General features: G+C 49.9%; 13 protein-coding genes. 1 reads left to right on the top strand and 12 read right to left on the bottom strand.

Going from position 1 to position 14,206, the window contains the following annotated elements; all coding sequences use genetic code 11:
* Window positions 1-38: 38 nt before the first annotated feature.
* Window positions 39-1,406, bottom strand: a complete 1,368-nt coding sequence (glmU, locus tag WBL83_RS00150; RefSeq protein ID WP_424587230.1) for a bifunctional UDP-N-acetylglucosamine diphosphorylase/glucosamine-1-phosphate N-acetyltransferase GlmU — start codon at window positions 1,404-1,406, stop codon at window positions 39-41.
* Between the two features lie 339 nt (window positions 1,407-1,745).
* On the opposite strand from glmU, the gene WBL83_RS00145 reads away from it, so the two are divergent.
* Window positions 1,746-3,920, top strand: coding sequence for a right-handed parallel beta-helix repeat-containing protein (locus WBL83_RS00145; RefSeq protein WP_424587229.1), 2,175 nt, complete (start codon window positions 1,746-1,748; stop codon window positions 3,918-3,920).
* A 66-nt stretch (window positions 3,921-3,986) separates the two neighbouring features.
* Here the strand turns inward: WBL83_RS00145 and WBL83_RS00140 are convergent, their stop codons facing one another.
* The 11 genes from WBL83_RS00140 to mnmG all read right to left on the bottom strand — a co-directional run bounded on the left by WBL83_RS00140 (window position 3,987) and on the right by mnmG (window position 14,072).
* The gene (locus tag WBL83_RS00140; protein ID WP_424587228.1) at window positions 3,987-4,406 is read right to left on the bottom strand and encodes a F0F1 ATP synthase subunit epsilon; all 420 of its coding nucleotides are present in this window, start codon (window positions 4,404-4,406) and stop codon (window positions 3,987-3,989) included.
* A gap of 20 nt (window positions 4,407-4,426) precedes the next feature.
* Entirely contained in the window at window positions 4,427-5,809 is a 1,383-nt protein-coding gene (gene atpD / locus WBL83_RS00135; RefSeq protein ID WP_424587227.1) for a F0F1 ATP synthase subunit beta, read from the bottom strand.
* Window positions 5,810-5,837: 28 nt separating this feature from the next.
* Entirely contained in the window at window positions 5,838-6,701 is an 864-nt protein-coding gene (gene atpG / locus WBL83_RS00130) for a F0F1 ATP synthase subunit gamma (RefSeq protein WP_424587226.1), read from the bottom strand.
* A gap of 50 nt (window positions 6,702-6,751) precedes the next feature.
* Entirely contained in the window at window positions 6,752-8,293 is a 1,542-nt protein-coding gene (gene atpA, locus WBL83_RS00125) for a F0F1 ATP synthase subunit alpha (RefSeq protein WP_424587225.1), read from the bottom strand.
* A 12-nt stretch (window positions 8,294-8,305) separates the two neighbouring features.
* Entirely contained in the window at window positions 8,306-8,839 is a 534-nt protein-coding gene (gene atpH / locus WBL83_RS00120; protein WP_424587224.1) for a F0F1 ATP synthase subunit delta, read from the bottom strand.
* A 14-nt stretch (window positions 8,840-8,853) separates the two neighbouring features.
* Complete coding sequence (atpF, locus tag WBL83_RS00115; RefSeq protein WP_034499875.1) at window positions 8,854-9,324, bottom strand: F0F1 ATP synthase subunit B; 471 nt, start codon at window positions 9,322-9,324, stop codon at window positions 8,854-8,856.
* Between the two features lie 61 nt (window positions 9,325-9,385).
* Complete coding sequence (gene atpE / locus WBL83_RS00110) at window positions 9,386-9,625, bottom strand: F0F1 ATP synthase subunit C (RefSeq protein ID WP_004393045.1); 240 nt, start codon at window positions 9,623-9,625, stop codon at window positions 9,386-9,388.
* A gap of 48 nt (window positions 9,626-9,673) precedes the next feature.
* The gene (atpB, locus tag WBL83_RS00105) at window positions 9,674-10,492 is read right to left on the bottom strand and encodes a F0F1 ATP synthase subunit A (RefSeq protein WP_424587223.1); all 819 of its coding nucleotides are present in this window, start codon (window positions 10,490-10,492) and stop codon (window positions 9,674-9,676) included.
* 8 nt (window positions 10,493-10,500) lie between these two features.
* Window positions 10,501-10,881, bottom strand: coding sequence for a F0F1 ATP synthase subunit I (gene atpI / locus WBL83_RS00100; protein WP_424587222.1), 381 nt, complete (start codon window positions 10,879-10,881; stop codon window positions 10,501-10,503).
* Between the two features lie 620 nt (window positions 10,882-11,501).
* A complete protein-coding gene (rsmG, locus tag WBL83_RS00095) occupies window positions 11,502-12,125 on the bottom strand; it encodes a 16S rRNA (guanine(527)-N(7))-methyltransferase RsmG (RefSeq protein WP_424587221.1) in 624 nt (207 codons plus the stop codon).
* 57 nt (window positions 12,126-12,182) lie between these two features.
* Window positions 12,183-14,072 carry a tRNA uridine-5-carboxymethylaminomethyl(34) synthesis enzyme MnmG gene (gene mnmG / locus WBL83_RS00090; protein ID WP_424587220.1) on the bottom strand — a complete coding sequence of 630 codons (1,890 nt, stop codon included), beginning with the start codon at window positions 14,070-14,072 and terminating at the stop codon, window positions 12,183-12,185.
* Between the last annotated feature and the right edge of the window lie 134 nt (window positions 14,073-14,206).

Raw genomic sequence — 14,206 nt, 5'->3', positions numbered from 1 at the left:
CCCCAACCGTCTCCCATGGGGAGACGGTAAAAATTTTTTTATTTCTTAACCGGGCGCTTCCAGTTCTGGATATGAGTCTGTTTGACACGACTAATGACCAGTTCATTTTCGCCAACGTTGCGTGTGACCGTCGTGCCCGCGCCAATCGTTGCGCCATTAGCCACGGTCACAGGAGCAACCAACTGACTGTCGGAACCCACAAACACATCATCACCGATGATCGTTTTAAATTTGTTCGCACCGTCGTAGTTACAGGTAATCGTACCGGCACCGATATTCACGTTATCGCCAATTTCGGCATCGCCTAAATAGCTTAAGTGACCAGCTTTGGAACCTTTACCCAGACGGGCTTTTTTCATTTCCACGAAGTTGCCAACGTGTGCGCCTTCTGCCAGTTCAGCGCCTGGGCGTAAACGGGCAAATGGACCAATGGTGCATGCGGCTGCAAGACTGGCATCTTCCACAACGGAGTACGGACTGATTTCGCAGTCATCGCCAATCACACTGTTTTTAATCACACAACCGGTACCAATTTTGACGCGATGACCTAACGTCACTTTGCCTTCAACAATGACATTAGTATCAATTTCAACATCACGCCCGTGCGTCAGTTCGCCACGCAGATCGAAACGAGACGGATCGCGCAACATGACGCCCGCCAGCAGCAGTTTATCGGCCTGCTCACTTTGGTAGACGCGTTCCAGACGGGACAGTTGCAGACGGTTGTTCACGCCTTCCACTTCGCTTAAACGATCCGGGTGAACCGCTGTTACTTCACGGCCTTCCTGATGCGCCAGCGCGATAATGTCAGTGATATAGAATTCACCCTGAGCATTGTTGTTATCGAGCTTAGCCAACCAACGTTTCAGGTCTGCACCATTCGCTACCAGAATACCGGTATTAATTTCGTCAATTTTGCGTTGTTCTTCGGTGGCGTCTTTATGCTCAACAATGCCGACCACTTTGCCATTTTCGCGAGCGATGCGGCCATAACCGGTTGGATCTTCCAGTTTTACCGTTAACAGACCAATACCACCCTGTGGTTTGGCATCACGCAGACGCTGCAAGGAATCAACAGAGATAAGCGGTACGTCGCCGTAAAGCATCAGGATGTCTTCGTCATCCGCAAAGAACGGTGCCGCTTGCTGCATCGCGTGGCCGGTACCTAATTGCTCGGCCTGTAAAACCCAGTTCAGTGAGCCGTCGCTGAGCGTATTTTTCAGCAAATCACCACCGTGACCGTAAACCAGATGTACACGCTGCGCGCCTAAATTATTCGCCGCATCAATGACATGCTGAACCATCGGTTTCCCGGCAAGGGTATGTAATACCTTTGGCAGGTCTGAATACATGCGGGTCCCTTTGCCTGCGGCTAGGATAACCACGCTCATCGCATTGTTTGACATACGCGTCCTGACTTTAATTTGAGAGTGAAGTAAAACGATTTCTCGTTGAAAATTCTACATATTTTGCAACACAAAACGTGATGCCTAAAAAACGGGCGTCGGCGGTACTTTTAGGTTGCTCATGGGCTCAATTGTAGGTGGATAAGTGAGGAAAAAGTACTTCTGAAATTATAAAAGCCATAGTTCTCTAGGGATTAAGACTTCTTTTCAACGGGAAACAAAGCCTCCCTCCTATATTTAGTCGTTCTCGTTTTAATAACTGGCCTTTGTGACAAACATAAAAGAAACGGCGTTTCATTTTTAAGCATAATGGCGCGGATACTTATAAGGAGAATAACAATGGCGTCAAAATTACCTCTGGCTCTTACTATCTGTGGTGTCGCGTTTTCGCTGAACGCCACCGCGCAACAACCCGTCTGGCATGCGATTGCTTTTGGGCAATCAACAGACGTTAACTTTTCCTCTAATGTGTTACCCGAAAAAGTTGGCGTCAATAATGTCACCATCGATGGCAAAAAGCTGGCTGCGGCCGATGTTGCCGATCTTTCCAAACCCATAACCATCGAGAGCCGTGGCGGTAAAATCGCAAACTCTCATGATGGCTTAACGTTTTTCTATACCGCTCTTCCCGCCAACGAAAACTTTGTATTACAGGCAACAGTGACCGTCGATCAGTTTGGTCCTGAAAATGGCGCTAAGCCCGCAGCTCAGGAAGGCGCCGGGATGTTGGTTAGAGATGTCATTGGCAATCCGCGTCAGGAGCCGCTGAAGGAAGGATACGAAGAATTCCCGGCAGCCTCCAACATGGTGATGAATGCCATCATGACTCAGGATAAAAAAGATAACTCGCACGTCAAAATGCAGGCTATCGCTCGCGATGGAATTAGCCATCCCTGGGGAAACACGGGCTCAACGATTTCACGCAAAAGCTATCAGGAAGCCATCGATATAACTAAAACGCCGACTTTTCGCATGAAGCTTGAGCGTACCAACGACGGTTTTGTGACGTCATGGGCACCCGCCGGAAGTGATGCCTGGGTTTCGCAGATGGTTAAACGCGCCGATATCATTACGACTCAAGACAAAGACCATTATTACGTCGGCTTCTTTGCTTCGCGTAACGCCAAAATAACCGTCAGTGATGCCTCATTAGAAACCAGTGCGGCAAATACAGTTGCTTCTGCACCTTTCCTCCCAAAAGAGTGGCCAGTGGTGATGCAGATTGCTTCTCCGGCAAAAAACGCCAGCAGCCAATATGTTTTGCAGGCGCGGGCTAACTACGACGGAAACTTCACCGTACGTCAGGATGAAGTGGTGATTGGTCAGGAAAAAGTGGCGAAAGCGGGGGAAATGTTCTCTTTGCCAACCACGCTGAAAGATCAAAATAGCTTTAACGTGACTTTTACCCCCACCAGCGGGAAAGACAAAACACCGGTCAGCCAGGGCTTCGTTGTTGAATACGTCTCAAATGTGAATGGAGAGATGCTTTATGTCGCGCCAAACGGGGTATCCACCAACAAGGGAACACAAGACTCACCGTTAGATTTAGCCAGCGCCGTCTCGCTCGTCGCCCCGGGAGGCAAAATCATCGTGAGCAGTGGTGAGTACCCACTTACTACTATTCCCATGGCTGATAGTGGCTTAAAAGACAAACTTAAAACCCTTGAGGCAAATGGTAAGGTTCTCATTCGTGGTTTGATTCTCGATGGTAACTACTGGCACGTAAACGGTATCAAAGTGACGGACAAGAGCCTGCGGGTGCAAGGCAGCCATAACCTTATCGAGAACGTCACAGCCTTTAAAAATGACGATACCGGTATCCAGATTTCATCGCCTGCGGATATTGGCCGGCCACTGTGGGCAAGTTACAACCGCATCGTTAACTCTGAATCGTTCAGTAATGAAGATCCTGGAAAAATTAATGCCGACGGATTTGCGGTGAAAATGCGTGTTGGCGACGGTAACCGCCTCGAAGGATGTTATTCACACGATAACATTGATGACGGCTACGACCTCTTTAACAAAATTGAAGACGGCGCGAATGGCGTTGTGGTGATCGAGAATTCAATTGCACGCAACAATACCAGCAACGGTTTCAAATTGGGTGGGGAAGGGCAGCCAGTTGCGCATGAGGTCCATAACAGCGTGGCGATTGGCAATCATCTTGATGGGTTCACCGATAACTTCAACCCAGGCGCGCTGGTGGTGATGAATAACGTCGCGGTAGATAACCAACGTTTTAACTATATCTTCCGTCCAAGCCCTTACGGCAGTGCGCAAACCCAGGGCAAGTTCTCCGATAACATTTCACTGAGAAGCCATGAAGGGAAATATGATGACGCGATTTCAGGGCGTGTCGATAACACTAACTATTTCATTCACGATGGCATAACCCAGAACAGCGAAGGGAATCAGTTGAACGTGAAAGATTATCAGTCTTTGACGTTGCCAGTGCCTTTACAGCGTAATGCGGATGGCTCTTTCCGAACCGGTGAGTTTCTGACTAAGCAGTAAAAGGTTGAGGCGAAAAAAATGCCAGTCAGGGAAACCTGGCTGGCATTTGTCTTTTCAAGCAGGTAGTTACATCGCTTTTCTGGTCAACTCGATAACGCGAAGTTTCGCGATCGCTTTAGCCAGTTCAGCAGAAGCCTGAGCGTAGTCCACATCACCGTGGGAACTGTGCATACGCTCTTCCGCTTTACGCTTCGCTTCCAGAGCTCGAGCTTCGTCGAGGTCCTGGCCACGAATCGCGGTATCGGCCAGCACAGTCACTGTGCCAGGCTGCACTTCCAACACACCACCAGACAAGTAGATGTACTCTTCCTGTCCATGCTGCTTCACGATGCGGATCATACCAGGCTTAATGGCGGTGAGCAGTGGGGCGTGACCAGGGAAAATACCCAGTTCACCTTCACTACCCGTTACCTGGATCTTTTCGACCAGACCGGAAAACATTTGTTGTTCCGCGCTGACGACGTCCAGGTGGTAAGTCATTGCCATATCACCCTCCGATTAAGGCGTTAAAGTTTTTTAGCTTTCTCAACAGCTTCGTCGATAGTGCCAACCATGTAGAACGCCTGCTCTGGCAGATGGTCATACTCGCCGTCCATGATGCCTTTAAAGCCACGGATAGTATCTTTCAGCGATACGAACTTGCCCGGAGAACCGGTAAAGACTTCTGCTACGAAGAATGGTTGAGACAGGAAGCGCTGGATCTTACGCGCACGTGCTACAACCAATTTATCTTCTTCAGAAAGTTCATCCATACCAAGAATGGCGATGATGTCTTTCAGTTCCTGGTAACGTTGCAGGATTGACTGCACGCCACGCGCGGTGTCGTAGTGTTCCTGACCAACAACCAGTGGATCTAACTGACGGCTGGTGGAATCCAGTGGATCTACCGCAGGGTAGATACCCAGAGACGCGATGTTACGGCTCAGTACCACGGTTGCATCCAGGTGAGCAAAGGTGGTTGCTGGTGATGGGTCAGTCAAGTCATCCGCAGGTACGTATACCGCTTGAACAGAAGTGATTGAGCCAGTTTTGGTGGAGGTAATACGCTCCTGCAAAACACCCATCTCTTCTGCCAGAGTTGGCTGATAACCTACCGCAGATGGCATACGACCCAGCAGTGCAGATACTTCTGTACCGGCCAGGGTATAACGGTAAATGTTATCAACGAACAGCAGAACGTCACGACCTTCGTCACGGAACTTCTCAGCCATGGTCAGACCGGTCAGCGCAACACGCAGACGGTTACCCGGTGGCTCGTTCATCTGGCCGTAAACCAGTGAAACTTTGTCCAGAACGTTGGAGTCAGTCATTTCGTGGTAGAAGTCGTTACCCTCACGAGTACGCTCACCCACGCCTGCAAACACAGAGTAACCGGAGTGCTCGATCGCGATGTTACGGATCAGCTCCATCATGTTTACAGTTTTACCCACACCCGCACCACCGAACAGACCGACTTTACCGCCCTTAGCGAACGGACAAATCAGGTCCATTACTTTGATGCCGGTTTCCAGCAGATCCTGGGAGCTTGACAGTTCTTCGTAGCTTGGTGCAGCACGGTGAATAGCCCAACGCTCTTCTTCGCCGATATCGCCTTTCATGTCGATAGGCTCGCCCAGGACGTTCATGATACGGCCCAGAGTCGCTTTACCTACCGGCACTTCAATTGGGTGATCGAGGTTAGCAACTTCCAGACCGCGACGCAGGCCGTCAGAAGTACCCATGGCGATAGTACGAACTACGCCACCACCCAGCTGTTGCTGAACTTCCAGCACCAGACGTTCTTTACCATTTGTAACCTCAAGGGCGTCGTACACTTTTGGTACGGCATCCTGAGGGAACTCGACGTCCACCACGGCGCCGATTACCTGGATAATCTTTCCAGTAGCCATCTCGAATCCTCTAAATACGTAAACCTGGTTATACCGCGGAAGCGCCACCGACGATTTCGGTGAGTTCCTGAGTAATGCTGGCCTGACGAGCTTTGTTGTAAACCAACTGCAGCTCTTTAATCAGGCTGCCGCCATTGTCGGTAGCGGCTTTCATCGCCACCATTCGTGCGGCCTGCTCGCTGGCCAGGTTTTCTACGACGCCCTGATAAACCTGAGATTCCACATAACGGCGCAGCAAGGTATCCAGCAGCGCTTTAGGATCAGGTTCATACAGATAATCCCAGGATTTCTTCTTCAACTCACCATCTTCTGCTGGCGGTAACGGCAGCAGTTGGGTGATAGTCGGAACCTGAGACATTGTGTTAATAAATTTGTTGCTGACAACATACAGCTTGTCCAGACGGCCTTCATCGTAGGCCTGCAACATCACTTTCACCGGGCCAATCAACTCGGACAGGGAAGGGTTATCACCCATACCAGTCACCTGAGCAACAATATTGCCGCCTACAGAGTTGAAGAAAGAGACGCCCTTGGAGCCGATCATAGCGATTTCGCTCTGAACGCCTTTGTCGGACCACTCTTTCATGTCAGCCAGCAGCTTTTTGAACAGGTTAGTGTTCAAGCCACCACACAGACCACGGTCAGTGGACACCACCAGGTAGCCCACGCGTTTAACTTCGCGTTCATCCAGGTAAGGGTGTTTGTATTCAAGATTACCCAGAGCAAGGTGGCCAATCACTTTACGCATGGTTGTTGCGTAAGGACGGCTGGCTGCCATGCGTTCCTGCGATTTACGCATTTTGGACGCGGCGACCATTTCCATTGCTTTGGTGATCTTCTGCGTGTTCTGGACGCTTGCGATCTTACTACGTATCTCTTTTGCGCCGGCCATGAGCTTCTCCTCAATGCCTTGCGGCTTGCCCTAAGACAAGCCGCCAGACTTTACCAGGACTGAGTTGCTTTGAAGGAATCGAGGATGCCTTTCAGCTTGCCTTCGATTTCGTCGTTATAGCCACCAGATTGGTTGATTTCTTGCATCAGTGGAGCATGGTCACGGTCAACGTAAGCCAGCAGAGCGGCTTCGAAGCTACCGATTTTAGCCAGTTCCACATCTTCGAGGTAACCACGTTCAGCAGCGAACAGAACCAGAGACTGCTGCGCAACAGACATTGGCGCATATTGTTTCTGTTTCAGAAGCTCGGTCACTTTTTGACCGTGATTCAGCTGCTTACGAGTTGCGTCGTCAAGGTCAGATGCAAACTGAGAGAACGCAGCCAGTTCACGATACTGTGCCAGAGCGGTACGGATACCACCGGACAGTTTTTTCATGATCTTGGTCTGAGCAGCACCACCAACACGAGATACGGAGATACCCGGGTTAACCGCAGGACGAATACCGGCGTTAAACAGGTTGGATTCCAGGAAGATCTGACCATCGGTAATAGAAATTACGTTAGTCGGAACGAACGCGGAAACGTCACCAGCTTGAGTTTCGATAATCGGCAGAGCAGTCAGGGAGCCGGTTTTACCTTTCACTTCACCATTGGTGAATGCTTCAACGTACTCGGCGTTAACACGCGCAGCACGTTCCAGCAGACGGGAGTGGAGATAGAACACGTCGCCTGGGAATGCTTCACGGCCTGGTGGACGACGAAGCAGCAGGGAGATCTGGCGGTATGCAACAGCCTGCTTAGACAGGTCATCATATACGATCAGTGCATCTTCACCGCGGTCACGGAAGTATTCACCCATTGCGCAACCAGCATACGGAGCCAGATATTGCAGTGCAGCGGATTCAGAAGCAGTAGCAACAACCACGATGGTGTTAGCCAGTGCGCCGTGTTCTTCCAGTTTACGAACCACGTTAGAAATAGTGGATGCTTTCTGGCCGATTGCAACGTAGATACATTTAATGCCGGAATCACGTTGGTTGATGATGGCATCGATCGCCAGAGCGGTTTTACCGGTCTGACGGTCACCGATGACCAGCTCACGCTGACCACGGCCGATTGGAATCATGGCATCAACCGACTTATAACCGGTCTGAACCGGCTGGTCTACGGATTGACGTTCGATTACGCCCGGAGCAATCGCTTCAACAGCAGCAAAGCCGTCGTGGTCCAAAGGACCTTTACCGTCGATAGGTGCACCCAGGGTGTTCACCACGCGGCCCAGCAGGCCGCGGCCAACTGGTACTTCAAGAATACGGCCAGTACACTTAACTTTCATGCCTTCGGCAAGGTCAGCGTACGGACCCATTACTACTGCACCTACGGAGTCGCGCTCGAGGTTCAGTGCAATGGCGTAACGGTTTCCCGGCAGGGAAATCATCTCACCCTGCATTACATCGGCCAGGCCGTGTACGCGGATGATACCGTCACTTACAGAAACGATTGTACCTTCGTTGTGAGCCTCGCTCACAACACTGAACTGAGCAATGCGCTGCTTGATCAGTTCGCTGATTTCGGTGGAATTCAGTTGCATGCTCCAGTCCCCTTAAGACTGCAAGACGTCTGTCAGGCGATCAAGACGGCCGCGTACGCTACCATCAATGACCATATCACCCGCACGGATGATGACACCTGCCATTACAGACTTATCAATTTTGCAATTCAGCTTAACTTTGCGTGACAGACGTTTTTCCATCGCGGCGCTGATTTTCGAAAGCTGGGCTTCGTTTAACGCGCTAGCAGAAGTCACTTCGACTTCAACCGTAGCCTCTCGGGCTGCACGCAGTTGAACGAATTGCTCTAGAACATCAGGGAGAACCTTCAAACGACCATTTTCAGCCATCACCTTAATCAGGTTCTGGCCGTTGGCGTCTAACTGGTCACCACAAATAGAGATAAACGACTGAGAGAGCGTTTCCGGTGCAAAAGCGCCGGAGAGTAGCTCTGCCATTTGTTCGTTTTTAGACACCTCGGCGGCGAAAGCTAGCATGGACTGCCAGTTATCGATGCTTTGGTGTTCGACGGCAAAGTCAAAAGCTGCTTTGGCGTAGGGGCGAGCTACAGTTACAAATTCAGACATCAGCCCCTCCCTCCTTACAGTTCAGCGACCAGTTTATCAACGATGTCGCTGTTAGCAGCTTCATCCACGGAACGTTCAATGATCTTCTCGGCACCGGCAATCGCCAGCAGAGCCACTTGCTTACGCAGTTCTTCACGAGCGCGTTTACGCTCTGCGTCGATTTCTGCCTGAGCCTGTGCAACGATTTTGTCACGTTCCTGCTCTGCCTCGGTTTTAGCTTCTTCAAGGATCTGCGAGCGGCGTTTGTTCGCTTGCTCGATAATCACCTGAGCTTCCGCTTTGGCTTTTTTCAGCTGGTCGGTCGCGTTGGCCTGTGCAAGGTCAAGGTCCTTTTTGGCACGTTCTGCAGAAGAGAGACCATCAGCAATTTCTTGTTGACGCTTCTCGATGGCAGCCATGATTGGCGGCCATACGTACTTCATACAGAACAGAACAAACAGGACAAACGCGATGGCCTGGCCGAGGATTGTTGCGTTAAGATTCACAGCACAATGCCTCTTTGTTAGTTAACGTTCTGATATTGCTTGGTATATTAAGCAATGCTTACTACGCGACGGCGAACATCACGTACAGACCCAGACCAACAGCGATCATCGGGATAGCATCCACCAGACCCATAACGATAAAGAACTGAGTACGCAGCAGAGGAATCAGATCAGGTTGACGCGCTGCGCCTTCCAGGAATTTTCCACCGAGGATGCCGATACCGATCGCCGCACCGATTGCCGCAAGGCCCATCATAATCGCGGCAGCCATGTACAGCAGATCCATATTCAGGTTTTCCATGACAGTCTCCAGTTTGTTTCAGTTAAAACGCAGTAGTGGTAAGTAAAATCAATGCTCTTCAGATGCCATCGACAGATAGACAATCGTCAGAACCATGAAAATGAAGGCTTGTAGCGTAATGATCAGGATGTGGAAAATGGCCCAAGGCACACTCAGAATCCACTGTGACCACCACGGCAACAGACCAGCAATCAGAATGAAAATCAATTCACCGGCATACATGTTGCCGAACAGTCGCAGACCAAGTGAGATAGGCTTGGACAGCAGGCTTACACCTTCAAGGATTAAGTTGAAAGGAATAAATGCCCAGTGATTGAACGGCTGCAGCGTCAGCTCTTTCGTGAAGCCGCCAATGCCTTTCATTTTGATGCTGTAGAACAGAATGAGGATGAATACGCCTAGCGCCATGGACAGGGTGATGTTCACGTCCGCAGACGGTACCACACGCAGAGCAGGCAGACCAAAGATATGCTCGCCGATATATGGCAAGAAATCGATTGGCAGCAAGTCCATCAGGTTCATCAGGAATACCCAGACAAAGACAGTCAGGGCAAGCGGTGCGATGACCTTGCTTTTGCCATGGTACATGTCTTTGACACTGCTATTAACAAAACCGATGACCAACTCAACTGCAGTCTGGAATTTCCCTGGGACGCCACTGGTAGCATTTTTAGCTACTTTGCGAAATAACACCAGGAACAAGAAACCCAAAACCACGGAGAAGAACATGGAGTCAATATTGAGTGTCCAGAAGGTGGCTGGGGGGTGATACGGATCAACCAGCGAGAAAGTACGCAGGTCCAGCTGAAGGTTATTCAGATGGTGGCCTATATACTCCTGCGGTGTAGAGATTTCTCCTGCAGACATGATGCCTCTTACCCTTTGTTGTTAATTACAGCTGGTGCGAGTATCTGCACAACCAGCACCGAAACCCACGTCACAATTAGCGGCAACAATACCGCCTTAAAACCAGCTAACGCCACCACCAGTATGGTAAAGCTCGCAATCACCTTTAACACTTCGCCGATAGCGAAGGTCCAGGCCATACGGCCTTTAGACGGTGTATGCACCTGGTGACGCCAGGCGAAATTCATAAATACTGCATTTGGCAACCAGGCTGCCAGGCCTCCGCCGAAGGCAGAAGCACCCCACGTGGGGTCTTTGAGGCAAAACAGCAATCCAATTGCTATCACTGCTAGAAGCTGAAGGAACAGAAGCTTACGAGCAACGTTTCTACTCAATAGCGACATAGACATGGCGTATCCTAACTCCTGCTCCCTTCGGGGTATGTCGCGTGTCGTATAAAACTGCCTTTACGACTTTGAGTCAAGCCTCAAAAAGCGAGCAAATTATACGGTGCGGCCCCGTGATTTCAAACAATAAGTAGCAAAAAGGTGAACAAATGTTTAAATATTTTCCTGTGCCGTTATTTTTCAACTTTTGCTGAATGCCGGTAATTTTCCCAAAAACTGCAAATAACCGAAATACCCGCCTAATAAAGCGTGCACCAGATCACAATTCAAACATCTCACAGGCTTTGCACAATTGTATGTCTCTTAAAGTGCGAAACACAGATGTCTGATAAATAAGCTGATTACTGTCTAGTCTATTTAAAACAGATTGAAACACCGCTAAAACATTTCATTGACATTTTTACGAAGCTTTTAACATTCAGACGAGTGAAAAAGTCATACAATAATTAGCACGGTTATATTTTCAATGTTGACCATTTTAAAACTCCACAATATCTGTCGAGTTAAAAAATCAGGTGCGAACATGTTAAAATATCGTTAAATGTAACCAGGAATGTCAGCCATTCTCCTGTGTATTTTTAACTTTCGCGAAACATTCCTTTTTCGCTTTTTTTTGATAAATATTAAGTTTTGTTTGCCTTAATCATCACCAAATGTCGTTCACCATCAAGCTCAGGAACCTGCAAACGAACGACTTGTTCAACGCTAAAGTTTTCAGGCAAGGTTGCAATTTCATCATCAGGGCGTAAACCCTTGAGTGCGTAAAAGCGACCGTTCTCTGATGGCAGATGTTTACACCAGGTCACCATGTCCGTCATAGACGCAAAAGCACGGCTGATGACGCCGTCGAAAGGGGGTTCAGCAGGGAACTCCTCCACACGACTCTGCACTGGCGTGATGTTCTCAAGATGCAGCTCGTGCTGAACCTGACGCAAAAAGCGTACCCGCTTACCCAGACTATCCAACAACGTAAAATGCGAGTCAGGACGCACGATCGCAAGTGGTATCCCCGGCAGACCCGGCCCAGTCCCCACATCGATAAAACGTGAGCCCTGCAAATACGGTTCGACAACAATGCTGTCGAGAATATGGCGTACCAGCATGTCATCTGGATGACGTACTGAGGTCAGGTTGTACGCTTTGTTCCACTTGTGGAGCAGTTCAACATAACCCACCAGCTGTTGTTTCTGGTTTTCTGGCAACGTAATGCCTGCGCTATCCAGCAGACGATTCAGTTTGTTAAGCACGGCGGTCTATACCCATCAAAAAAAGGGCCAGGATATCCCGGCCCTGAAATATGTTCATCAGGCGCTACGGCGTAGCAGGCCTTGTTTCTTTAACCAGACAAGCAAGATCGAAATCGCTGCCGGAGTGACTCCTGAAATGCGTGAAGCCTGCCCAATCGAGACTGGTTTATGATCGTTAAGTTTGGCGATCACTTCGTTAGAAAGACCACTCACCTGTCGATAATCCAGAGTCGCAGGTAACAACGTATTTTCGTTACGTTGTTGTTTTTCAATCTCTTCTTGCTGACGAGCGATGTAGCCTTCGTATTTAACCTGAATTTCCACCTGTTCTGCAGATTGCGGATCTTCAAGGCCTGGTGCGAACACAGACAATTGCATCATCTCAGCATAGGTCATTTCTGGCCGACGCAGCAGATCTTCGCCATTTGCTTCGCGAGACAGCGGTGCGCTGAGTTTGGCATTCACTTCTTCGACACTTTCAGAATGCGGGTGCAGCCAGATGTCTTTCAGACGTTGGCGCTCAAGCTCAATGCTTTCCAGTTTTTCGTTGAAACGTGCCCAGCGTTCGTCGTCCACCAGTCCCATTTCGCGACCGGCAGCGGTTAAACGCAGATCAGCGTTATCTTCGCGCAGCATCAAACGATATTCGGCACGTGAGGTAAACATGCGGTACGGCTCTTTGGTGCCGAGAGTGCAAAGATCGTCGACCAGTACGCCCAGATAAGCTTGATCGCGACGTGGTGCCCAACCGTCTTTCTCGGCAGAGAAGCGTGCAGCATTGAGACCAGCCAACAGACCTTGCGCAGCGGCTTCTTCGTAACCGGTCGTACCGTTAATTTGTCCGGCAAAGAATAGACCCTGGATATATTTGCTTTCCAGTGTCGGCTTCAGATCACGGGGATCGAAGAAATCGTATTCGATAGCGTAGCCAGGACGTACGATCTTCGCGTTTTCCATGCCTTCCATCGAACGGACAATCTGCATCTGCACGTCAAATGGCAGGCTGGTGGAGATACCGTTTGGATAAATTTCGTTGCTGGTCAGCCCTTCAGGCTCGAGGAAAATTTGATGCTGGTTACGGTCAGCAAAGCGCATCACCTTGTCTTCGATGGACGGGCAGTAACGCGGTCCAATCCCTTCGATAACACCTGCATACATCGGGCTGCGATCGAGGTTGTTACGAATAACGTCGTGCGTTTTTTCGTTGGTGTGCGTGATGTAGCACGGTACTTGTGCAGGGTGCTGATTGACGTTCCCCATGAACGAGAAGACCGGCATTGGGGTATCGCCATGCTGCTGGGCAAGAACACTAAAATCGATGGTGCGTGCGTCGATACGCGGAGGTGTGCCTGTTTTCAGGCGGCTGACACGCAGTGGCAGCTCACGCAGACGACGAGAAAGCGAAATGGACGGCGGATCGCCAGCACGGCCACCGCTGTAGTTATCCAGTCCGATATGAATTTTGCCATCCAGGAAGGTCCCTACGGTCAGTACCACGGATTTAGCGCGGAACTTCAGACCCATTTGCGTCACTGCACCGACAACACGATCGTTCTCGACAATCAGATCTTCAACCGCTTGTTGGAAGATCATCAGATTCGGTTGGTTTTCCAGTGCTGTGCGTACTGCCTGGCGATATAGCACTCGGTCAGCCTGAGCGCGAGTCGCTCGTACTGCTGGCCCTTTGCTGGCGTTTAGTATCCTAAACTGGATGCCTGCATGATCGATAGCCTTCGCCATCAAACCGCCCAGAGCGTCCACTTCTTTAACCAGATGTCCCTTGCCAATACCGCCGATCGCAGGGTTACAAGACATTTGTCCCAGCGTGTCGATATTGTGTGTCAGAAGTAGGGTTTGTTGACCCATCCGTGCAGCGGCCATTGCAGCCTCGGTGCCTGCATGACCCCCGCCAATGATGATGACGTCAAAAGGATCTGGATAAAACATGGTACTGCCTCACGGTTTTGCAAATGGGGGATGAGTGATTCCCGGGGTTGGCGATTCTACTCAACTTTAGTCGATGGAGAAAGTACCGGGATCTTTGCTAATTAAAAGAAGATCTTTTTTATTTAAAGATCTCT

Source organism: Buttiauxella sp. (assembly GCF_049686335.1).
Classification (GTDB): domain Bacteria; phylum Pseudomonadota; class Gammaproteobacteria; order Enterobacterales; family Enterobacteriaceae; genus Buttiauxella.
Note: the sequence above shows the minus strand (reverse complement) of the source record. Positions and strands in the feature narration are given on the sequence as shown.

Bases quoted from the DNA above. Each gene is read 5' to 3' on its own strand.
- glmU (WP_424587230.1), bottom strand. From the start codon at position 1,406: ATGTCAAACAATGCGATGAGCGTGGTTATCCTAGCCGCAGGCAAAGGG.
- WBL83_RS00145 (WP_424587229.1), top strand. From the start codon at position 1,746: ATGGCGTCAAAATTACCTCTGGCTCTTACTATCTGTGGTGTCGCGTTT.
- WBL83_RS00140 (WP_424587228.1), bottom strand. From the start codon at position 4,406: ATGGCAATGACTTACCACCTGGACGTCGTCAGCGCGGAACAACAAATG.
- atpD (WP_424587227.1), bottom strand. From the start codon at position 5,809: ATGGCTACTGGAAAGATTATCCAGGTAATCGGCGCCGTGGTGGACGTC.
- atpG (WP_424587226.1), bottom strand. From the start codon at position 6,701: ATGGCCGGCGCAAAAGAGATACGTAGTAAGATCGCAAGCGTCCAGAAC.
- atpA (WP_424587225.1), bottom strand. From the start codon at position 8,293: ATGCAACTGAATTCCACCGAAATCAGCGAACTGATCAAGCAGCGCATT.
- atpH (WP_424587224.1), bottom strand. From the start codon at position 8,839: ATGTCTGAATTTGTAACTGTAGCTCGCCCCTACGCCAAAGCAGCTTTT.
- atpE (WP_004393045.1), bottom strand. From the start codon at position 9,625: ATGGAAAACCTGAATATGGATCTGCTGTACATGGCTGCCGCGATTATG.
- atpB (WP_424587223.1), bottom strand. From the start codon at position 10,492: ATGTCTGCAGGAGAAATCTCTACACCGCAGGAGTATATAGGCCACCAT.
- atpI (WP_424587222.1), bottom strand. From the start codon at position 10,881: ATGTCTATGTCGCTATTGAGTAGAAACGTTGCTCGTAAGCTTCTGTTC.
- mnmG (WP_424587220.1), bottom strand. From the start codon at position 14,072: ATGTTTTATCCAGATCCTTTTGACGTCATCATCATTGGCGGGGGTCAT.